Origin of the sequence: Winogradskyella jejuensis, assembly GCF_900129745.1 — a bacterium.
Lineage (GTDB): Bacteria > Bacteroidota > Bacteroidia > Flavobacteriales > Flavobacteriaceae > Winogradskyella > Winogradskyella jejuensis.
In genome coordinates, this window is sequence record NZ_FQWS01000002.1 from 1,167,726 (window position 1) to 1,190,080 (window position 22,355).

Below are 22,355 nucleotides of genomic sequence, written 5' to 3' on the forward strand. Positions count from 1 at the left end.
AATGAAAATTCTAGTAGTGGCTTCACTTCTACTCTTAATGGGTACTTGCTCAAATAAAAGACATAGTGAGAAGGTGAGCGATTTAAAGGAATCCATAAGTTTTGATAACAAATCTAATGTAGAAACCTACCTCAACACCATCACTGAAGCTGAGTTAAAAGAGCATTTATATGAGATAGCTTCGGATAAATATGCTGGTCGTATGTCAGGAGAAGATGGACATAATGAAATCTGTAACTACCTAAGAGCGCACTACGATTCTTTAGGAATTAAAGCTCCAAATAAATATTCAAACTACTTCCAAACTGTTCCTAAATCTTACCTACCAGAAGAACTCAATCAATCGCAGAATGTTATTGCTTTTATCGAGGGAGAGGTTTTTCCAGATGAATATCTTATCGTTTCTGCACATTCCGACCATATGGGTGTTATAGACGGTAAAGTGTATAATGGTGCCGACGATAATGGCTCTGGTACATCCGCGCTTTTAGAAATTGCTGAAGCCTTTAAAATTGCTGAAAAGAATGGTGCAAAACCAAAGCGAAGTATTGTATTTCTTCATGTTACTGCAGAAGAACACGGTCTTTATGGCTCTCGTTATTATATCGATAATCCGGCATTTCCTTTAGAAAAAACTGTAGCTAATCTCAATACAGATATGATTGGGCGAATAGATAAACGACATGCAGACAATCCAGATTATGTGTATCTCATTGGCTCGGATAGAATTAGTACCGAGCTAGATTTTATAGTCAGAAAAGCTAACGATGAGTTTACTCACCTCGAACTAGACTATAAATACAATGCCTATAACGATTCTAACAGATACTATAGTCGTTCAGACCATTACAACTTTGCTTTACAAGATATTCCAGTTATTTTCTTCTTTAATGGTGAGCATGAAGATTACCATAAAGCAACAGATACTGTTGACAAAATACATTTCGAAAGTCTTAGAAAACGAACACAACTCATTTTTGCCACAGCATGGTATGTTGCAAATGCTGAAAATGCACCTACAAAAGAGGTCTTATGATGTTAAATTGTGTTAAAGCACAAGCTCAAAAACTTTGATGCACTATTATTAATTAATTTTATGAAATCAACCTTATTTAGCTCAAATAATTTTAATATGAAAAAAACAATACAAGCCTTAGGCTTAGCAGTTGTATTAACCGCTTGTGGTGGTAGTAATACAGGAACTAAATCTACTGCAAAAGCACCAGCTAATCCTGAAGATTATGCTAAAACCATTACACAAGATGAACTTAAAGAACTGCTATATACTTATGCTTCTGATGAGTTTGAGGGTCGTAATACAGGAGAAAAAGGTCAGAAAATGGCTGTTGAATACCTAAAAAAGCAATACCAATCTATGGGTATAGCTTCGCCATATTCTGGTGATGATTATTTTCAAGAGGTACCATTACAAAAACAAAAAGTTTCCGAAGCTCAAATATCAGTTAACGGTACTACTTTTGATGCTTACAAGCATCATATAGTTTTAGCACTATCTAAAAGCCTTGACATTAATACTTCTGAAATTGTATTTACAGGCTATGGTATTGATGCTGAAAATTATTCAGACTATAAAGATTTAGACGTAAAAGGAAAAATAGTATTAGCCAAAGCTGGTGAGCCAAAAGATGCTAATGGAAATTATGTTACCTCAGGTACAACTGAAGACACAAAATGGACCAATGGTCGTCAATCTTTATCTAGCAAACGAAATGCTGCAAGAGAAAATGGTGCAAAGGCCATGTTATACCTAGATAACGGACTATTCTCTAGATATGCACCTTTTTATCAAAGACAAGCACAAGCTGGGTCGTCAGGACGTTTATCTTTAAAAAATAATACTGATGACTTTGCATTTATCATGATAAATGATGAATTGGGAAAAGCTTTACTACCAACAATTGATGAAGATGATTCTTCAAAAGTGGTTAATACAAATTTAATATTGAAAGCTCAAAATGAAGCTGAAGATGTGATGTCTGAAAATGTTGTAGCTTTCATTAAAGGCTCAGAAAAGCCAGATGAAATCTTAGTGATTTCTGCTCACCTTGACCATGAAGGTATCAAGAATGGTGAAGTATACAATGGTGCAGACGACGATGGTTCTGGTACAGTAGCTATTTTAGAAATTGCTGAAGCTTTTCAGCAAGCTGTAAAAGATGGTTATCAACCAAAGCGTTCCATTCTATTTTTGCACGTAACGGGTGAAGAAAAAGGGCTCTTAGGTTCTAGATATTATACAGACATGGACCCTATTTTCCCTCTTGAAAATACGGTTGCCGATTTAAATATCGATATGATTGGTCGTATGGACCCTAAACGTAAAGAAGGAGAGCGTAACTACGTATATCTAATTGGTAGTGACAAGTTAAGTACAGAACTACATAATCTATCGGAGGAAGTCAATAAAAAGTATACCAATATAGAATTAGATTATACATACAATGACGAAAATGACAGAAATCGTTACTACTACCGCTCAGACCATTATAATTTTGCAAAAAATAATGTTCCGGTAATCTTCTATTTTAATGGTACACACGACGATTATCATAGACCAAGTGATACACCAGATAAAATTGAATACGATTTATTAGAAAACAGAACACGTCTGGTTTTCCATACGGCTTGGGAAGTTGCCAATAGAGATAATAGACCCGTTGTTGACAAGGCAGAAGAGAAATAATAAAGATTTAAAATTCTTAAAATCAAATCTAAAGCCTTTCTACTATTTGTAGAAAGGTTTTATTTTTTAAATTAGTATTAAAAAGGTTTTGCAAAAAAATAGATTTGAATTACATTTGCACTCCTAATCAAAAATGGTGGTTGTAGCTCAGTTGGTTAGAGCGTCGGTTTGTGGTACCGAAAGTCGTGGGTTCGAGCCCCATCTTCCACCCATAATAAGTAAAGCCTTTCAGAAATGAGAGGCTTTTTTTGTAGGTTTATATTAAATCAAATAAACTATCTACCGCCGCATAACGCTCTGTTGTAAATCCTTCTGCATATTCTACACCTATAAGTCTTCCTAAGTTTCTAGCTCTATACGCTATACTATCTGTAAAATTTTTACTGGATATTGGTGTTTCTGGTTCGCTGCTCTTTGGATTGTAAAATTGCGTTTTATAAGCCAAAACGGCTTCCATTTTTTTATCCATAAAACCAGAGACATCCACTACAAAATCTGGCTTAATGTCTTTCCACTGGATATAATGATAAACTACCTTTGGCCTCCAATTGTCTTGAATAACGCCATCTAGCTCAGTTTCAATCTTAACTAACCCACTTAAAAAACAAGCATCACTAACAAGTTTACTACCTTTTCCGTGATCTATGTGCCTGTCTTCAATTGCGTTGCAAAGCACAATTTCTGGTCGATACTTACGAATCATTTTTATGATTTCTATCTGGTGCTTTTTATCATTAACAAAAAAACCATCTGCAAATCCTAAATTTTCTCTAACGGCAATTCCTAGTATTTTAGCGGCATTCGTCGCTTCCTCATCTCTGGTTTGTTCTGTGCCTCGCGTACCTAATTCGCCTCGGGTTAAATCTATAATTCCAACGCTCTTACCGTTTTCAACTTCTTTGGCAAGAACAGCCCCACAACCTAATTCCACATCATCAGGATGTGCGCCAAAAGCTAATATGTCTAGTTTCATTAATTATATTTTCAATAAGAAATCGATTAATTTTTATAAAAAACTATGGTTTTTTTATCGATTTAATCAAAGTTCATTGTCAAAAGTATTAAAAAGAATAGAGATAACAGGTTTCTTTTTATTACGCAAACGGTTTCGCTTAACAAAATGATGATTTTATCTATCCAATTCTACATAAAATTGAAAACTTCGTAATTCAATCCTATCATGACATTCGTCATAATAATTAGGTGCTATAGCCTGTAATTTTATACTATAATTAAAAGGTTTCCTCCTATGAGCTTAATGCTAATTATTTTATCTGTTACAATCCTACTTTTCATATGGGGAAAATTCACACCAGACATTATTGCGCTCTTGTCTATGCTAAGTCTTTTCCTATTCGGGATTCTAGACTTAAATGAGACGTTGAGCGGTTTTAGTAATCCTACAGTAATTATGATTGCCGCTCTTTTTATTATTGGAGAAGGCTTATCTCAAACCGGTTGGACGGCTTTAGCTGGAGAAAAATTTATGCAACTAGCAGGTAAAAGTATTACGCGTCTGCTGGTTATAACTAGTTTGGGTGCTGGCGTTCTGTCGGGTATCGTGAGCAATACAGGTACTGTGGCTACACTAATGCCAGTGACTATTTCTTCTGCTTGGAGTATTGGCACCTTACCATCAAAATTACTAATGCCAATTGCCTTTGGTTCTAATACTGGTGGTCTTTTAACCTTAACAGGTACACCACCAAATATTATTGTAAATAACACGATGATAGATAGCGGGCTAGAAGGTTTTTCTTTCTTTGAGTTTGGATTAATTGGTCTTCCGTTACTTATTATAGCGCTACTCTATTTTAGATATATTGGGTATAAACTATTACCAAGCAACAAAACAAACAATAAACCCGTTGATATTAGCTCAACACTACACAAGTGGATAGAAGCCTACAAAGTCGATGACAACTATTACAGGCTAAGAGTTCGTTCTGTGTCGCCTCTACTAAATACAAAAATCGGAGATTGGGATTTCGAAAAAGAGCATCGTGTTGCTATCATCAGGATTAAAAGAAGACATCCAAATTTCTTAAAAGGTAATGAGGCTTTTATTGAGTTTCCGACCAATTCTACAGAGTTTCTCTATCATGATATTATTACTGTAAAAGGCGATACTGAGGCTATTAATGCGCTAATGATAAAATTTAGACTTGGCCTACTACCACTTGAACCTATTGAAGAAGAATTAAAAACAAATCTTATCAACCAAGAAGTTGGTATGGCCGAAATATTGGTGACTCCAAAATCTGTTTTAGTCGGTCGAAAGATTAAACTAGGGAATTTCTTCCAACGTTTTGGTGTACAACTAATGGCAGCTTCTAGAAATAATAAACCTTTTACAGAGCGTGAAATAACTGTAAAAGCAGGTGATGCTTATCTTGTTAGAGGTATCTGGAGCGACATAGAACAGTTAAAAGAACATCACGAAAATTTAGTGATTTGTGGTAGCCCAGAAGGTATAGCAAAAACAGTAACGCAACTGTCTATAAAATCATACATCGCGTTATTCGCGTTGGTGCTTATGATTACCTTATTAGTATTTAAAATTGTTCCTGGTGCAGTTGCTGCATTAATTTCTGCTGGAATAGTATTAATCTCTGGTAGCGTGCCAATTGCTAAAGCGTATAAAGGTATAAGTTGGATAAGCGTGGTGATGATTGCCGCTATGATACCTATGGGTATCGCATTACAAAAAACAGGTACAGCCCAATTAATTGCAAGTGGTCTGGTTAAAACACTCGGTAGCTTTCATCCAGTGGCATTACTCGCAGGAGTTTTTCTACTGACTACAACGTTTAGCCAAGTGATTAATAACTCGGCAACCGCAGTACTTATGGCACCAATTGTTTTAATAGCTGCTAAAACCCTAAATCTATCTGCAGCACCATTTATGATTGCTGTTGCCATAAGTGCATCTACAGCATTTTTAACACCTGTAGGCACTACAACAAATGCTATGGTAATGACAGCTGGCGGATACAAATTCCAAGACTATTTAAAAGTAGGTGCGCCTTTGCTTCTACTATTTCTAATAACAACGCTATTACTAGTGCCATTGATTTGGCCATTTTAAATAAAGACAATAAAAATAATTTACTCATGGAAACATTATTAAAACAACCGATTATGAAAACAAGAGACCTTACCAAGTATGGATTAAAAGATACCAATGCCCATTGGAATCTTTCACCCGAAGAGCTACAAGCCATTACTATTGAAAAAGGAATGGGAAGAGAAACTGCTAATGGGACATTGGCTATAAATACAGGAAAATTTACTGGACGCTCACCACAGGACCGTTTTCTAGTAAAAGATGATTATACAAAAGACCGCGTTTGGTGGGGAAAAACAAACAAGGGTATTTCTCCAGAGAATTTTGATTATTTACAATCTGAAATCGAGAACTACCTAAGCGGAAAAGAAATCTATGTAAGAGACGGCTACGTCTGTGCTGACCCAGCTTACAAAATGAATGTAAGAACCATAACAGAATACCCATGGTCTAATATGTTTATTTACAACATGTTTTTAAGACCTACTGCTGAAGAATTAGAAAATTTTGAAGAAGAATGGTTAGTGCTTTGTGCTCCAGGATACGTATGCGAAGAACCATCGAAATACGGTCTTAGACAAGGTAACTTTTCTATTTTAAACTTTACTAAAAAGATAGCTTTAGTTGGAGGCTCTGCATATACAGGTGAAATGAAAAAAGGTATTTTCTCTGCATTAAACATGATTCTTCCTGTAGATAAAAATGTCTTACCGATGCACTGTTCTGCTAATGTTGGCGAGGATGGAGATACTGCCATTTTCTTTGGACTTTCTGGAACAGGAAAAACAACACTTTCTGCAGACCCAGACCGTAAACTAATCGGAGATGACGAGCATGGTTGGACCGCAGAAAACCGCATTTTTAATTTTGAAGGTGGATGTTACGCAAAAGTTATTGACCTTACTGAAGAGAAAGAACCAGACATCTACAGAGCTATTAAACCTGGTGCTATTCTTGAAAATGTTGTTTTTAAAGACAACAATGAAGTTGATTATTTTGACAGTAGTATCACTCAAAATACACGTGTTAGCTACCCTATTTATCATATTGATAATATTCAGCAGCCATCTTACGCAGATAATCCTAAAAACATCTTCTTTTTAACTTGTGATGCTTTTGGTGTATTACCTCCAGTTTCAAAGTTAACACCTGGCCAAGCCGCTTACCATTTTATTTCTGGTTATACAGCTAAAGTCGCAGGTACAGAGGCAGGAATCACAGAGCCTGTACCTTCTTTCTCAGCATGTTTTGGTGAGCCTTTTATGCCATTGCATCCAACCAAATATGCAGAGATGCTAAGCAAAAAAATGCAAGAAGCTGGTGTTAATGTGTGGTTATTAAATACAGGCTGGAGTGGCGGTCCTTACGGCGTTGGCTCTCGTATAAAACTTAAGTACACAAGAGCTATGATTACAGCTATTTTAGAAGGCGAACTAGATAATGTTGAATTTGAACAACATCCAATCTTTGGATTATTTATGCCTAAGTATTGTCCTAATGTTCCAACAGAAATGTTAGACCCAATGAATACTTGGTTACAAAAAGGCGCTTATATTAGTAAGGCTATTCAGTTAGCACACTCTTTCCACTTAAATTTTGAAAAATTTGCAAGTGAGGCGTCAGAACAAATTATCGAAGGCGGTCCACTAATTGATGAGCATCATCACTTAACCGACCACGTTTAATAATTCCATGATTTGGAGAGCCCATTTCTGGGCTCTCTTTTCATTTTATTTATTTATGAAAGTTACCCTATCCTTAAGCCTTTTCTTTTTTTCAATTTCTTTACTATCTCAAAATCCCTCAGAGGATTATTTAGGTTCTTGGTACACCTACGGCAGCAATCACAGACTTAGCGAAAGATTTAGTTTAAGTCCTTACGGAGAATTGCGCTTCTATGAGCCTTCTTCCAACTACAATCTTGCTTTTTTCTCTCTGCGAGGTAGTTACCATTTTAAGAACAATCAATCCGTAGGTTTGGGATACGCGTACTTAGATATTGATACCGTTTTTGAATTTGATAACGAACCCAATGTTCATGAAAACCGAATATTCGAGAGTTACTCGGCACAAAAAACATTCGGAAAATTTTTGCTTACACACCGAGCACAATTAGAACAACGTCTTTTAGATTTTAAAGATAGAAACGAAATTCAGAATAGATTAAGATATCGCATTGGCTTGAAATATGTTTTGAATAGCACTTTTTCTGTAAAAATAACTGAAGAACCTTTTATCAATTTTCAAGACCAAGTATTTCATGAAAACAGATTTTATGCTGGTTTAGATATAAAAATATTGAAACACTCTCAGCTTCAAATAGGCTATCTAAAACAACATATTAGAAAAAATAACCTAAACAGAATACAAGTAGGTATAAGTATAAAAACTGACCATAGAAAGTCTAAGCATTCAATAGCTGTTCTATAGCTTGATTGATATCTGCTTTTAAGTCTTTAGCATTTTCTATTCCAACAGAGAAGCGTATCAATTGGTCACTGATTCCAACTGCCTTCCGTTCTTCTTCAGTTAATAAGGCATGGGACGTTAAGTGCGGTGATATCATTGTACTCTCCACACCTGCTAAACTCATTGATGATTTAATGAGCTTTAACGCCTTCTGAAACTTGTATGAGTCTAAATCTTCACTTAATTCAAACGACAACATTGCGCCATAACCTTGCATTTGTGCTTTGGCCAATTTATGTTCCGGATGCGATTTTAAACCTGGGTAATAAACTTTGGAGATTTTGGGATGTTTATTTAACCATTTTGCCAATTTCATCGCATTCTTGGTTTGCGCTTTTACACGCAAGCCCAAAGTTTTCATGCTACGCTCTAGCATCCAAACCGTCATATCACTAAGGCTTCCACCTAAATTTTTTGAGACATTCCAAATGCGCTCCATATTCTCTTTAGAACTGGCAACAGCACCAGCACAAATATCACTGTGGCCTCCAAAATATTTGGTTGCAGAATGCATTACCATATCAACTCCAAAATCTATTGGTTTTTGATTCACAGGAGATGCAAACGTATTGTCAATAGAGGTTAGAATCCCTTTAGTCTTGGCTAGTTGCGTAATGTCTCTTATATCAGTTATTGTTAACAATGGATTAGAAGGCGTTTCAATATGAATTAGTTTGGTATTTTCTTGAATAGCTGCTTCAAAATCTCTGGCTTTATAACCATTAGTAAATGTATATTCTATACCATACTTTGGAAACTCTTCCTTTATAAAATTTACTGTTCCGCCATATAGCGTATTCTGCACCACCAAATGGTCGCCTTTTTGAAGAAAAGCTAAAAACATATGACTTATAGCCGCCATACCAGAACCAAAAATCATGGCCGATTCCGCGCCCTCTAATGCTGCTATTTTTTTAGATAAATACTCTTGGTTTGGCGTATTAAAATACCTTGGGTAGCGTTTCACATCGACATCAAGAAATTCGTAAGACGAACTTAAATACATTGGAGATACAGCGCCTTTAAACTGTTCGTCCTTAACTTCACCAACATGTGTGCAAATGGTATTTACACCTAATTTATCTTTTGACATAGCGTAATTATTAACTCGGATAAAAATAATGAAAACTAAATAAAGCTTCTTTATACTTTAATAGATTTCCAATACCCTTTTTTAAACCAAACTATGCCTATAATCACGATTAAAACCTCAGCTAATGTTATAGCCATAAACACACCCAAAGGACCAAGATTAAAAGTTAGTGCCATTAAGTAGGCAAAGGGTAATTGAAATAGCCAAAAGCATATAAAGTTAATCCATGTTGGCGTCTTAGTATCTCCTGCACCATTAAAAGCATTAATTACCACCATACCGTATCCATAAAAGACATAACCAGCAGCAATAATTCTTAGACATAACGCACCATTCTTTACAACTTCTGATTCTTGAGAGAATAGTTGTATAATCTGAGGTGCAAATAATAAGTAAACAATGGAAACTATACCCATAAAAATAGCACTATACTTTCCAGTTTTCCAAACAGATTGTTCTGCGCGTTCAGGTTTTTGAGCACCTAAATTCTGACCAACTAAGGTCGCTGCTGCATTACTCATACCCCAAGCAGGCATTAACGTAAACATCATAACACGAATAGCTATAGTATAACCTGCTAAAACTTCACTCCCAAACTCGCTCATAATACGCATTAGAAACACCCAGGAGGAGGTTCCGATTAAAAACTGCCCTATACCTCCAAGGGAAACTTTTATAAGATTAAACATCACGGCGACTCTAATTACCAAATCTTTAAAACCAACTTTGATACGACTCCATCCGTAAAACAAGACAAACAGCTGAAAAATAACTGCCGTACCTCTTCCTATGGTTGTGGCTATTGCAGCGCCTTGTACACCATAAGCTGGAATTGGCCCAAATCCAAAAATAAATAATGGATCTAAAATAATATTAAGTCCATTAGAAACTATTAAAGCCCACATGGCTACAGAGGCATCACCAGCACCTCTAAATATGGCATTAATTAGAAAAAGTAACATTATAGTTACGTTTCCTCCCATAAGTATTTGGGTATAACCATAACCTTCTTCAATGAGGTCAGCTTCACCTCCCATTAAACCAAGAATTTCTTTAGGATATATAATACCCATAACGCTAATAAAAGCAGCTACAACAACACCCAAGAAAATCACTTGTACTGCCGCTTGAGATGCGCCTTCTTTATCTTTTTCACCAATTCTTCGGGCGACGATAGCAGTGGCCGCCATACTTAATCCTATAGCCACAGCATAAACCAAGGTAATTACGGACTCCGTTAAACCAATTGTAGCCACTGCATTAACACTAACTTTTGAAACATAGAAAATATCTACAATGGCGAAGATAGATTCCATCAACATTTCTAAAATCATAGGTATAGAAAGCATAAAAACTGCACGACGGATACTACCTGTTGTAAAATCTTGCTCCTTCCCGGAGACCGCGATTTTTAAATATTTAAAAAATTGTTTTAATGAAATTTTATTGGATTGCATAATATTGAAATGTATAATAAAACATAGTATTCTAGACTGTAGAATACACTTACACCGCTGAAGTATTAGCGATAATTTTTCTTTTCCGAAGTGGACTTATGCAATCATAATGTCACAAATATGCACATTATTTTTTAAATAGAAAGAAAATATAGCATACTGGTTAGAAATAGTATTGTCCAAAGGAATGTTCTATACCAATTGTAATTTACCAGCTTTTTACAAGCGTTGGTAACAGGTTTATTCTTGTCTATACTTTGATGTAGCGGTACGAAAATGAGAAATGTTAAAAGCCAAAGTGTGACAATTATACCTAAACTTAAAATACTGTACCAATTTTGAACTTGGTATAAATGTATTATTCCTAAAATGAGTTGGCTAAACATTAATGGTAACACGATTATGGTAACGCGCTTTGTATAACTGCGATGCCATAACAATAAATTAGATTGAGAATAGTATGCAAAACTTGGATAGATTACCAATTGTACTGCCCAAATGAGTACTAAAAATCCAGCATCAACTAACAATCGAACTAACTCTAAACTCATACCTTATTTGTTTTTCTTACTGACCAAGCCCATAGAATGAGCAAAGGATGAATTAGAACTAACCTCACCCAAGCTACCCAAAGCGGTACGCATAGCGACTCAGACATACAACCGCCTTCGGTTATAAAATAAATGTGAGATGGAATAAATGCGATGAGTATTAAAATTAGACCTTTTACGGCTAATAATCGTGTTTTTGGTACCACTACTCCAATAGCCAAAATAATCTCAAAAAAACCACTGAGGTAATTTATAAGCTCAGGAAATGGTAAATAATCTGGAATTAATGGATAGTAGAATTCAGGATTTATAAAATGATAAATTCCAGCAAAAGCATAAAAAGTAATTAGTAAAACACGAAGAACTATAATCACGATAATTTCCATTTATAATCTGTGTGGACATTCTTCAGAATTAAAAAGAAAGGTATCCACCAGATAAAATCGTTTGTAAGTAGTGTGTATATAAATTCAAAAGGAACATCTCCTTTTAAGTAATTAAAAATAAAACCTAAAGGCCCAAAAATTTTACCTAAAAACCCAACAGCTACGATTGGCCAATGCTTCATAGGGTTATAAGATGCCCACCAATAACCTAAGCCATAAACACCAATAACCATACCCATGCCTTGCCAAACCATAGGATGATTTAGTGGTTGCATGCCTACCAAATTAAAAAAATGATTTGGGAATAAAACGACCCAAGCTCCCCATAAAATATTGTAAATAGCTGCTAAGCGAAGTGTTAATTTCATAACTATAATTTTATGTAAAATTAAGACCTGCTACTAGTCAAATTAAAGCATTTAACTAATCTTTACCAATGTTGTTATAGGCTCTAATAATAATTATAGCCCAAAGCGCCACTAGTGCAGAAACAATAATGGAAAACCAAAATACGATATCATCTGCCTCCATTATTAATGATTTTAAGGTAAATCATTACACCTAGTAAGGTTGGAGCCCAGAGACCTACAAAAATACCGTGCAATTTATCACCAGTTAAAAATAAGTACTCTGCTACAATAATTATGATTGCACATAACGCTAACATAAGAAAGTTGGCAGTCCCTAATTTTTTGAAGTAATTCATCTAAAAGGTTGGTTTAACGGTAACAAGTTACACAAAATAGAATTTGGTTGTATATAATCTGAAAGAAAAATAATTCTATCAGTAATGAGCCTTATATTTTCTATAAGCAAAAAAGGCTATGATGCTTATGATAACAACCGTTATAGCTATAAACTGAAAACTAATAATTTGGTCTCCACTTGCATATGCATGAAGCCCCGAAAGGTAAAAATTAACACCAAAATAGGTCATTAAAATACTACCAAAAGTCAAGACCGAAAACAAATTATAAAGCCATTTGCTTCGTAAACCTGGAATTAAGCGCATGTGAATTACAAACGCATAGAGCATAATACTAATTAAGGCCCAAGTTTCTTTTGGGTCCCAGCCCCAATAGCGTCCCCAACTTTCGTTTGCCCACATGCCGCCAAGGAAGTTTCCTATAGTGAGCATAACCAAACCTACCGTTAGAGCCAATTCATTTATAATAGTAATTTCTTTAATATTGATTTTAATTCGCTCTTTGTTCTCGTTATTAGTCATTATCATTAAGAATAAAGCCACAAGACCTAAAATCATTCCTATAGCAAAAGGACCATAACTTGCAACAATTACTGACACATGTATCATTAACCAATACCCTTGCAATACAGGTTGAAGATTTCCAATGGCTGGGTCCATCCAATTCCAATGGGCTACCATTAAAATTACAGACACTACAAAAGCAGACGCGGCTATCGTTAATCTACTTTTTCTACCAAACAATAATCCAAACAACATCGTTGCCCAAGAGACATAAATCATAGATTCATAAGCGTCACTCCAAGGTGCATGCCCCGATAAATACCAACGTGCTATTAATCCTCCTATGTGCAGAACAAATAAAAATACAATGACACCAACTAAGATTTTAACTGCAACTTCTAGAGCCTTACTCCTATGCTTCAATATTTGCCAGATTAGTAAAATAAAAAGCAAAGTACTTGCGTACATATACCAGCTAAATAATCTCTTAAAAATATCGTACTTATTATAAGCTATTTCTGTTTCTACTTTAGCGTCAGTAAGCATGACTTCGCTTCCGTACTTTTTCTGTGTGGATTTAAAATCCTCTAAAAGTCTGTCAGCATTTGTAAAATCATTTTTCTGCTTTGCAGCATTCAACGTCATTAAATAATAACTAAATCCGTTTCTAATAAAATTACCGTAAAGCGAATCTGTTTCTTTTATTTCTTTATTAAAACGTCCTGATTTATATTCGTAAGATGAAATCCAAGTGTTATTTTCATCATTAGGAACAGGAAATATTTTGAGAGAACGTCCCTCAATAATACCAGACAGTAAGCTCAGACGCTCATAAGCCATCTTTATTTCTTTTTGCGTACCGTTTGGTATGGCAGCGCTAAAGGCTTCCTCTAGATAAGGGTCTAGTTTATTTGTTCCGTTTGGATTAATAAAATCCAATAAACTCACATATTTTTCTGAAGTCCCAACACCTATAATACTTCTAACCGTATCTGCTTTTCTCGGTGTGAGATAAATTACTGGCATATTATACCAAAGCTGAGGACTCTCTTGTATTGATAAGAAAATCTGAGTTGCGCTAAAGTCTTCGTAAGTATCTTTTTTACTCAGCTTTCTTAAAACCTCAGACGCAAAGGTGTGCATAGGCATCATACGACCGCTAACATCTTGTATCACCATTTTTGCAAACTTATCTGCATGTTCTTGTGGTGTTATATTAGCTTTTAAAATAGAATCAAGCAGCGCTTTCTGAGGTCGTTCAATAGCAGCTCCATGGTCGTGACCATCATCAGCTGAATGCTCTTGCGAAAAGCTAAACAGACCAAAGCTTAAAAATAGAACTGTTAGGAGTTTAGCCTTTTTCTTTTTTAACTTTTCGAGTTGCTTTCGTAAATCATCAAAACGGGTATGCTTGGCAAACATAATAGCTAATAAACCAAAATAAAGCAGTAAATACCCAGCATATGTAATGTAGGTTCCCCACATATCATGATTTACAGATAAGATAGTTCCTTTTTCATCTGGGTCGTAACCTGATTGAAAAAAACGAAAACCTTTGTGGTCTAACACATGGTTCATGTAAATTCTGTAATCAAAATCTTCTTTATCTCCATCAAAAACGGTGACTTTACTTTCAAAAGATTTAGGGACATTCTGCGTACCTGGATATTTTTCGGCTATAAAATCGTTTAGTTTAATTGAAAATGGTAACTCAATAATTTTTGATCCATAAAATAGTTCGATATCTAAACCACCAACATTTATGTTTTCAAAACCATTGTAAGACCCTTGTCCCCCTAATAAACCAATTTCTTTGGTTTCACCATTAGCAGTGATATCTAAAACCACACCATCTTCATCGTTCTTAAGAATTTTAGATTTTTTTACAACGCCAAACTTTCCTTTAACCACAGGTTTAGGGAATACAATTTGCATATTTTCTATTACATAGCGAGAACGCAAGGCTAATGGTTGTAGACTGTCCTTAACCAATTTACCTTGAGTCATTGTTGCCATGGTTAAATATTCACCGTCGTAAGGCGACTGAATAAAAAGCCCTTCTTCTGTGTTAGTAATATTTATAGCACCTTCTTGATACTTATTAAGCGTAAAGAGGATGTTATGGATATTTTCAATCTCACCATCTTTTAAGAAATGATTATGAGGTTTTCCATTACCAGCTTCAACAATTTTAAGATAGGCTTCTCCATTATCTTCAGGAATAATATCTTTTTCAGCACCAACTATAAAATCTTTTAGAGCTATGGTGACTTCAGTATCGCCATAATCGTAAGTTTTATTGAAATCGTTATTTAACCGTGGAGAGAAGTCAACTTCTTCTTCGACATTTCGTTGTTGGTTTTGCCCTTTCACTTTGTAATCTCCAACGATTCGCCCTTTGATATATGTTTTAAGCGAAAGCATTTGATTTGCCGTTTCTCCCTCACGAATAGGCATTGCACCTTCATAACCAATATATCGCGTTACTCCAGCTCCTACAATAATTAAAATCCATGAAAGATGTAAAATTAAAGTCGCCCATTTTTCTTTTCGCCATAATCGATATCTACCAATATTTCCAAAAAAGTTGATAAGAAAAAAGACCATAATTGCCTCGAACCACCAAGCATTATAGATTAATTCTCTTGTGTAAGGTGTTGGTGAGGTTTCCATATTACGGTCTAAAATGGTACCAACTGCCATAGCAACAGCAAAAACAATAAATAAAATACCAGTAAGTCTTGTGGAAAATAGGAAATTAGCGATTTTCTTTTGCATAGCGAATGGCTTATTTTAAGCTCGTGCAAAGATAAGTCTTTTCACCGATTTTTCTAAGCTAACTTTATTGCTAAAAGTTGTTAAATTTCTTTCAATTATTTTGAAGGCTTTAGTGTTTTCAAAATCTGATTTTGCTCTTCCATTAACTCTGTAAGATGACTTAACAATTCTATATCCTTAGGTGTACTTACCGTAGTGTCTTTCGAGTCCTGAGCCTTGCGTTTTAATCGATTCATTGCCTTTACAACTACAAACACTGTAAATCCGATAATTAAAAAATCTAAGAAAACCTCTGCAAGTTTGCCATAGGCAATGGAAACTTCATCTACTTTTGAAGTTGCTTCTCGCAGTATTAGCTTTTGATTTTCGAGATTTACATCATCAGATAGTAGCGATAATGGTGGTAATAATACCTGTTTTGCTAAAACATCGATAACCTTATTAAATGCAGCACCAATGATGATACCTATGGCCATATCCATCATATTCCCTTTTACTGCAAACTCTTTAAATTCTTTTAATAATTTCATGTATCTGTTTTTATTGTTTGTTGAATGCTTTCACTTTGGCTCTACTTAGTTTAGGTATAAAACATCTTTGATAATTATTCTGTTTCAGGTACAAAAATTAGTCATGGATGTTTCATTTATTTTTAGATTTAAGAAAGTGTAAAAATAAAATCTTTCGCGCTTTAATTTGAGCATCATCAAATTTTTGTCCTGCTACATTTCTTAGTATTTTAGCATTATGATTTCAGTAATATTAATCGGAGCTGGTAACGTGGCTTCTCATCTATATAGAGCATTTTTAAATGCTGAATCTGTTGTTGTGAAACAATGGTACAATCGCTCTTTTGAGGCTATAAAATCCTATAAAAACGATACTGAAGTTATAAACGATTTGTCTCAACTCAAAGAAGCAGATGTATATATCATGGCAGTAAGTGATGATGCTGTTGCTAGCTTATCTAAAACACTTCCTTTTACAAATCGTTTTGTTGTCCATACTTCGGGAAGCGTAAGTCTGCATGACTTAGATAAAAAGAATACAAGAGGCGTGTTTTATCCGCTTCAGAGTTTTTCAAAAGAGGCTGAAATGGATTTTAGTAATGTTCCTATTTGTATAGAAACCGAAGAAAAAACTAAACTGCAAATGCTTAAAGATTTGGCTGAAGCTATTGATAGCAAGCCTTATAAAATATCGACCGAACAAAGACAAACGCTTCATCTTTCTGCTGTATTTGTAAATAACTTTAGTAATCAAATGTATCGTATTGCTCATGAGATTAGCGATGCAAAACATATTAATTTTGATATATTAAAACCTCTTATCTTAGAGACTGCAAACAAAGTTCAGGAAATGTCGCCTTACATGTCGCAAACCGGACCAGCAAAGCGTAACGATAAGAAAACATTAAAACGTCATATAAAACTTCTAGAAAATGAAGAGCATCGTGATATTTACGAATTACTAACCCAGTCTATTCAAAAAACACACGGTATTAAATACAAATTCAACAGCAAAAAGAAAAACTAATACATGGACGATAAAAGCTACAAAGAATATCTCAACGATATTACCACATTTATTTTTGATGTTGATGGTGTTCTTACTGATGGAACAGTAACTGTAACTACAGAAGGCGAAATGCTAAGAACAATGAGTATTAAAGATGGTTTTGCTCTAAAAACTGCTGTAGACATGGGGTACAATGTTTGTATCATCTCTGGTGGTTCTAACGAAGGTGTTAGAAAAAGACTTAATGGATTAGGTATTAAAGACATCTATCTAGGTGCACATAATAAAATTGAGCAGCTTGAAGATTATTTTAATAAAAAAGGAATTGCAGATTCTCAAGCCCTATACATGGGTGACGACATACCAGATTATCCTGTTATGAAATTGGTGGCTTTACCCTGTTGTCCACAAGATGCTGTACCAGAGATAAAAGCAGTTTCCAAATACATTTCGCATAAAAATGGCGGACAAGGCGCTGCAAGAGATGTTATTGAGCAAGTTCTTAAAGTTCAAGGAAAATGGTATGGTAATTTTAATGCTAAATACGACTAAATATTGCCAAGAGGAAGAAGACATAGCACAGGATTTGGATATATAGGTTTTGGTAATAGTCAAGCGACTTTTAATCAAAGTTCTAAGAAACCTTTTTCTTCATACAAGGAAAAACTTGACCTAGAGGCACATTTGCATTACAAAATGCATTTCCTACATAAAAACTTAACCAAAGCTGATAAGCAAAAAATTAAAGAAAAAATTAGAAAACAAGAGCGTATTGCAAATCAGCGTACCGTTATTGTCACAGTAATTTTATTTAGCGGACTCGCCTATTCTGTATTTCACCTTGTTCAACAAATAATGTCACGCTAATAGTTTTATGACGTACATCCTTAAACTTATTCGTTGGAAGAATTTATTATTAATCATTTTAGCTCAAGCACTAATTAAATATGCCTTATTAGAGCCTCTAAAAATTAGCTATGGTTTTGACACAGCACTAACAAATTTAGGTTTTATTCTTCTAGTTTTTTCAACAGTTTGTATCGCTGCTGCTGGATATATTATCAATGATATTGAAGATGTAGAAGCAGATAAAATTAATAAACCGAATAAAGTAATTATTGGTAAGCATATTAGCGAAACAAATGCCACTTACCTATTCATAGCGTTGAATGTAATCGGAATTATCGCTGGTTATTTTATATCCAACGCCGTTGAAAAATCGAATTTTGTTCTGCTTTTTATACTCACTTCTGGCTTACTTTACATCTATTCCACCTATCTAAAAAAAATTACGTTAATCGGAAACCTAGTAGTTGCTAGCTTGGTAAGTTTTAGCATTCTTTTGGTTGGTATTTGTGATTTAGTTCCTGCTATGAATGAAACAAATACAGTTTCGCAACTTTTTTTTTTAGACCTCATAAAAGATTATGCTGTTTTTGCATTTATGCTCAACTTATTTCGTGAGTTAGTTAAAGACATTGAGGATATTGATGGCGATTATAAAATTGATGTAAAAAGTATACCTATAATCCTAGGAAGACATCGTGCGACAAAATTAGTGTTTGTTTTGTCTTTAATACCGTTATTGGTTATCATTTTCTACCTTTCAAACAATTTGTATCAACAGCCTATTGCTCTGGGCTATGTATTATTATTTATTGTAGCGCCAATGTTATATTGTAGTATAAAAATCTACAGTGCCGAGCATAAAAAAGAGTTTATACATATTAGTACAGTTCTAAAACTAGTGATGCTTATGGGTATTTTATCTTTACTATTATTTCAATTTATTTTGGTCAAATAATGCTTAAAGAACTTCTAAAACCATATCATCTTATTTTGGCTTCGGGCTCACCAAGACGTCATGCTTTTTTTAAATCTTTGGATTTAGATTTTGAAGTTATTTTAAAACCTGTTGAAGAAGTTTATCCAAAACATCTCAAGATTGAAGAAATCACAGATTACCTATCTAAACTTAAAGCAGAACCACTTCTTTCAGAATTAAAACCAAAGGACATACTAGTTACAAGCGATACTATTGTTTGGCATAATAAAAAAGCATTAGGAAAACCCAAAGATGAACAGGAAGCATATAACATGTTGGAGTCTATGAGCGGCGATACGCACAGTGTTATTTCGTCTGTTTGTTTTACCACTACTAAGCAACAAATTTTAGTAAATACAACTACAGAAGTTACCTTTAAAAATTTAACTGACCAAGAGATTTGGTATTACATCAACAACTTCAAACCCTTTGATAAAGCTGGTGCTTATGGCATACAAGAATGGATTGGAGCCATTGGGATTTCAGAAATAAAAGGCTCTTATAATAACGTAGTTGGCTTACCTACCCATTTGCTTTATGAAACGTTAATTAACATTTCAAAAGGCGAATAAGTTTGTATCTTTAAAACAAAAAATTGAAATGAATAATTCCGTAAAAAGCATAGCTGTTTTTGTCTGTTTTATATGTGCTTTTGTTATTGCAATTTCTTGTAAAGATGAAAGCTTAAAACAAAAATCAGAAAGTCCAGTTATTGCAAAAGCAGAAATAAAATCTGAGATATCAAAACCAGCTTTTCAGCCCTCAAAAAATTTTAATGAGTATTGGTATGCTGGCGAAGCTGAAATTTCGTCTTATAGACTTGAGCAAGCCCGTTATGGCGAAATAAGAGACGGGAAAGCAGTCCTCGTATTTGTTACCGAAGATTTTTTACCAGAGGAGCAAGTAAAGGCAGATAACTACAGTAAAGACAATATTCCTGTTTTAAAATTGAACGCTACTAAAAATTTTAATACAGGTATCTACCCGTATTCGATAATGCAGAGTACATTTTATCCTGTTTCTAATAACAAACACGCAATAAAAGTATCAGCTTCAATTCAAGAATGGTGTGGCCATGTTTACGCACAGCTTAATAATAGAGAGGTTTTTGAAATTAAGTCGCACTCCTACTTTCAATCCGAAGGCGACCAAAAGCTAAATATTAAGAAAGCAATAACAGAAAACGAACTTTGGACGCAACTACGTATTAATCCGCAATCGCTTCCTACTGGGAAAATAGATGTAATACCATCTTTAGAATATATACGACTAAAACATAGTGAATTTAAGTCTTATAAAGCCATCGCAAGTTTTGATAAAAACTATTACTCGTTATTTTATCCAGATTTAAACCGAACGTTGCGTATTGAATTTAATTCTGAATTTCCTTATGATATCTTAGGTTGGAAAGAAAGTTACAAAGATGGTTATGGACCTAATGCTAAGATGCTCACTACTAAGGCTACAAAAATCAAAACTATAAAATCAGCCTATTGGGGTAAAAACTCTAACGCAGACGAAAGCTTAAGAAATACACTTGGTCTAGAATAATCAAAAGAAAAACTACCCTATATTTGTTAATGACTAACAAATAATAGAATGAATAACTTTTTCGCAACTTATAAAACTGAACTTATATATTCAGCAATTCTAATCATTGTGCTTATTATCATAAGGGCTATGATAGTTGTTGCCGTAAAAAAAATCGGAAAATCTAGTGGAACAAGTGAAGCCAGAGCCAACCTCATTGGTCGCTATGCCACAGTAACCATATTTCTCCTTGGTGTTTTAGTAGAGGCCTTTATACTTGGAGCAGATTTTGGAGATATTTCCTTACTATTTTCCTCAATATTTGCAGTAATAGGTATCGCGCTTTTTGCTATTTGGTCTATTCTAAGTAATGTCACTTCTGGTGTGATTATGTTTTTTTCTTTTCCTTATAAAGTAGGAGACAAAATCAAAATACATGATAAAGATTTTCCTGTTGTAGCTATCATAGAAGATATTAGAGCTTTTCAGCTTATTCTTAGAGAAGATAGTGGTGACTTAGTCACTTACCCAAACAATCTCATTTTACAAAAACCAGTAACGCTTATACAAAAAGATGCGCTAGATGATAGTAGTATTTTGTAAATTAACCCTATTATGACTAAAAAGCGTACCGAAAATTACAAAAAACACGTCGGGCAAGTACCTGGCTCTGTTATATATACAGGGAAAAAAACCAATAAAAAACTTCATATACATTCTTTTGACTATACCAAAGAAAATATTGAAGAAACCGTACTACTAAACATAGAAGACGCAGCTTCTTACAAAGAAACGCCTTCTGTTACTTGGATAAATATTAATGGCCTTAATTATACCGAAGAAATATCAAATATCGGTAATCAATACAACCTCCACCCTTTAGTCCTAGAAGATATAACACACACAGGGCAACGCCCAAAGATTGATGAATACGATGATTACATGTTCGTGGTCTTAAAAATGTTGTATTATGATGATTCCGAAAATATTGTAGTAGAGCAAGTAAGTTTTGTCTTAGGAGAAAATTACGTACTTACATTTCAAGAAGCCGAAGGCGATGTTTTTGATACCATAAGGGATAGACTCCGCCAAAACAAAGGAAGAATACGTGGGTTAAAATCAGATTATCTCATGTATACGCTTATTGATGCTGTTGTCGACAATTATTTTAGCGTCATTGAAACCTTAGGCAATAAAATTGAAGACTTAGAAACAGAACTATTTGCTGGCACACAAAGAGAGGGCATCAATATAGAAGTACAACAACTAAAGCGCGAAATCCTTAAAGTAAGACGTGCTATTTTTCCACTCCGAGAAATCATAAGTCGTATTGAAAAATCTGAAAATAGTCTTATAAACAAACGCACCCTTGCCTATTTTAGAGATGTGTACGATCACTTAATTCAAGTTTCAGAAAACATAGATATCTATCGCGAAATGATTTGGAGTTTAATGGATATGTATATGACAACCATTAGCAACAAAATGAATGAAGTAATGAAAGTTCTAACCATTATTGCTACCATATTCATTCCTCTTACATTCATTGCAGGTATTTATGGGATGAATTTTGAATATATACCTGAGCTTGATTACAAGTACAGCTATTTTATTCTTTGGGTCGTTATGATTCTACTTTTTGTGGGAATGATTATTTATTTCAAAAGAAAAAAATGGTTGTAACTCTGCAACCGTTAAATAAATCTAAAATCCAATAGACAGCCTAGTAACTTTTTTACCTTTGAGCAGCTAAGATTTGGGCTAACT

At 34.4% G+C, this 22,355-nt stretch carries 22 protein-coding genes and 1 tRNA gene; 14 read left to right on the forward strand and 9 right to left on the reverse strand.

Annotation, left to right across the window (positions count from 1 at the left end; all coding sequences use genetic code 11):
• Nucleotide 1: 1 nt before the first annotated feature.
• The 3 genes from BUB95_RS13135 to BUB95_RS13145 all read left to right on the forward strand — a co-directional run bounded on the left by BUB95_RS13135 (nt 2) and on the right by BUB95_RS13145 (nt 2,915).
• On the forward strand, nt 2-1,036 hold the full coding sequence (locus BUB95_RS13135; protein WP_073087202.1) for a M28 family metallopeptidase: 1,035 nt from the start codon (nt 2-4) through the stop codon (nt 1,034-1,036).
• 96 nt (nt 1,037-1,132) lie between these two features.
• Nucleotides 1,133-2,704, forward strand: a complete 1,572-nt coding sequence (locus BUB95_RS13140; protein ID WP_073087456.1) for a M28 family peptidase — start codon at nt 1,133-1,135, stop codon at nt 2,702-2,704.
• Between the two features lie 135 nt (nt 2,705-2,839).
• Nucleotides 2,840-2,915 (forward strand) — tRNA-His (locus BUB95_RS13145).
• A gap of 45 nt (nt 2,916-2,960) precedes the next feature.
• Here BUB95_RS13145 and bshB1 read toward each other — a convergent pair.
• The gene (bshB1, locus tag BUB95_RS13150) at nt 2,961-3,677 is read right to left on the reverse strand and encodes a bacillithiol biosynthesis deacetylase BshB1 (RefSeq protein WP_073087204.1); all 717 of its coding nucleotides are present in this window, start codon (nt 3,675-3,677) and stop codon (nt 2,961-2,963) included.
• Nucleotides 3,678-3,953: 276 nt separating this feature from the next.
• Between bshB1 and BUB95_RS13155 the strand changes: the two genes are divergently transcribed.
• Genes BUB95_RS13155 through BUB95_RS13165 form a run of 3 tightly spaced genes read left to right on the forward strand, consistent with a single transcriptional unit; the run spans nt 3,954 to nt 8,201 of the window.
• The gene (locus BUB95_RS13155; RefSeq protein ID WP_073087206.1) at nt 3,954-5,792 is read left to right on the forward strand and encodes an SLC13 family permease; all 1,839 of its coding nucleotides are present in this window, start codon (nt 3,954-3,956) and stop codon (nt 5,790-5,792) included.
• A 53-nt stretch (nt 5,793-5,845) separates the two neighbouring features.
• Nucleotides 5,846-7,456 (forward strand): phosphoenolpyruvate carboxykinase (ATP), encoded by a 1,611-nt coding sequence (gene pckA, locus BUB95_RS13160; protein ID WP_234969271.1) that lies wholly within the window; start codon nt 5,846-5,848, stop codon nt 7,454-7,456.
• Nucleotides 7,457-7,511: 55 nt separating this feature from the next.
• The gene (locus BUB95_RS13165; RefSeq protein ID WP_073087207.1) at nt 7,512-8,201 is read left to right on the forward strand and encodes a DUF2490 domain-containing protein; all 690 of its coding nucleotides are present in this window, start codon (nt 7,512-7,514) and stop codon (nt 8,199-8,201) included.
• Here BUB95_RS13165 and BUB95_RS13170 read toward each other — a convergent pair.
• The 8 genes from BUB95_RS13170 to mscL all read right to left on the reverse strand — a co-directional run bounded on the left by BUB95_RS13170 (nt 8,176) and on the right by mscL (nt 16,245).
• Nucleotides 8,176-9,333 carry a trans-sulfuration enzyme family protein gene (locus tag BUB95_RS13170; protein WP_073087208.1) on the reverse strand — a complete coding sequence of 386 codons (1,158 nt, stop codon included), beginning with the start codon at nt 9,331-9,333 and terminating at the stop codon, nt 8,176-8,178. The two genes, BUB95_RS13165 and BUB95_RS13170, sit on opposite strands and share 26 nt — an antisense overlap.
• A 50-nt stretch (nt 9,334-9,383) precedes the next feature.
• Nucleotides 9,384-10,790 carry an MATE family efflux transporter gene (locus BUB95_RS13175; protein WP_073087209.1) on the reverse strand — a complete coding sequence of 469 codons (1,407 nt, stop codon included), beginning with the start codon at nt 10,788-10,790 and terminating at the stop codon, nt 9,384-9,386.
• 134 nt (nt 10,791-10,924) lie between these two features.
• Nucleotides 10,925-11,341: a hypothetical protein gene (locus BUB95_RS13180; protein WP_073087210.1), complete on the reverse strand. Its 417-nt coding sequence runs from the start codon at nt 11,339-11,341 to the stop codon at nt 10,925-10,927.
• Entirely contained in the window at nt 11,338-11,727 is a 390-nt protein-coding gene (locus BUB95_RS13185; protein ID WP_073087211.1) for a DoxX family protein, read from the reverse strand. The genes BUB95_RS13180 and BUB95_RS13185 overlap by 4 nt, the downstream gene beginning before the upstream one ends.
• Nucleotides 11,712-12,095 (reverse strand): alkyl hydroperoxide reductase, encoded by a 384-nt coding sequence (locus BUB95_RS13190; RefSeq protein WP_073087212.1) that lies wholly within the window; start codon nt 12,093-12,095, stop codon nt 11,712-11,714. Before BUB95_RS13190 ends, BUB95_RS13185 begins: the two co-directional genes overlap by 16 nt.
• Nucleotides 12,096-12,244: 149 nt before the next feature.
• Complete coding sequence (locus tag BUB95_RS13195) at nt 12,245-12,433, reverse strand: hypothetical protein (protein ID WP_073087213.1); 189 nt, start codon at nt 12,431-12,433, stop codon at nt 12,245-12,247.
• Nucleotides 12,434-12,511: 78 nt separating this feature from the next.
• The gene (gene ccsA / locus BUB95_RS13200; protein ID WP_073087214.1) at nt 12,512-15,715 is read right to left on the reverse strand and encodes a cytochrome c biogenesis protein CcsA; all 3,204 of its coding nucleotides are present in this window, start codon (nt 15,713-15,715) and stop codon (nt 12,512-12,514) included.
• Between the two features lie 95 nt (nt 15,716-15,810).
• The gene (gene mscL / locus BUB95_RS13205; RefSeq protein ID WP_073087215.1) at nt 15,811-16,245 is read right to left on the reverse strand and encodes a large conductance mechanosensitive channel protein MscL; all 435 of its coding nucleotides are present in this window, start codon (nt 16,243-16,245) and stop codon (nt 15,811-15,813) included.
• Between the two features lie 217 nt (nt 16,246-16,462).
• Between mscL and BUB95_RS13210 the strand changes: the two genes are divergently transcribed.
• From BUB95_RS13210 to corA, 8 genes are read left to right on the forward strand one after another with little or no spacing between them, the layout of a single operon-like run.
• A complete protein-coding gene (locus BUB95_RS13210) occupies nt 16,463-17,251 on the forward strand; it encodes a Rossmann-like and DUF2520 domain-containing protein (RefSeq protein ID WP_073087217.1) in 789 nt (262 codons plus the stop codon).
• A 3-nt stretch (nt 17,252-17,254) separates the two neighbouring features.
• Nucleotides 17,255-17,785 carry a KdsC family phosphatase gene (locus BUB95_RS13215; protein ID WP_073087219.1) on the forward strand — a complete coding sequence of 177 codons (531 nt, stop codon included), beginning with the start codon at nt 17,255-17,257 and terminating at the stop codon, nt 17,783-17,785.
• A gap of 3 nt (nt 17,786-17,788) precedes the next feature.
• A complete protein-coding gene (locus BUB95_RS13220) occupies nt 17,789-18,100 on the forward strand; it encodes a hypothetical protein (RefSeq protein ID WP_073087220.1) in 312 nt (103 codons plus the stop codon).
• 7 nt (nt 18,101-18,107) lie between these two features.
• Nucleotides 18,108-19,037 (forward strand): geranylgeranylglycerol-phosphate geranylgeranyltransferase, encoded by a 930-nt coding sequence (locus tag BUB95_RS13225; RefSeq protein WP_073087222.1) that lies wholly within the window; start codon nt 18,108-18,110, stop codon nt 19,035-19,037.
• The gene (locus BUB95_RS13230) at nt 19,037-19,630 is read left to right on the forward strand and encodes a Maf-like protein (protein ID WP_073087224.1); all 594 of its coding nucleotides are present in this window, start codon (nt 19,037-19,039) and stop codon (nt 19,628-19,630) included. The genes BUB95_RS13225 and BUB95_RS13230 overlap by 1 nt, the downstream gene beginning before the upstream one ends.
• A gap of 28 nt (nt 19,631-19,658) precedes the next feature.
• Nucleotides 19,659-20,609, forward strand: coding sequence for a septum formation inhibitor Maf (locus tag BUB95_RS13235; RefSeq protein ID WP_073087226.1), 951 nt, complete (start codon nt 19,659-19,661; stop codon nt 20,607-20,609).
• Nucleotides 20,610-20,657: 48 nt separating this feature from the next.
• Nucleotides 20,658-21,191 carry a mechanosensitive ion channel domain-containing protein gene (locus BUB95_RS13240; protein WP_073087228.1) on the forward strand — a complete coding sequence of 178 codons (534 nt, stop codon included), beginning with the start codon at nt 20,658-20,660 and terminating at the stop codon, nt 21,189-21,191.
• A 12-nt stretch (nt 21,192-21,203) separates the two neighbouring features.
• Complete coding sequence (gene corA, locus BUB95_RS13245) at nt 21,204-22,271, forward strand: magnesium/cobalt transporter CorA (protein WP_073087230.1); 1,068 nt, start codon at nt 21,204-21,206, stop codon at nt 22,269-22,271.
• Nucleotides 22,272-22,355: the final 84 nt, after the last annotated feature.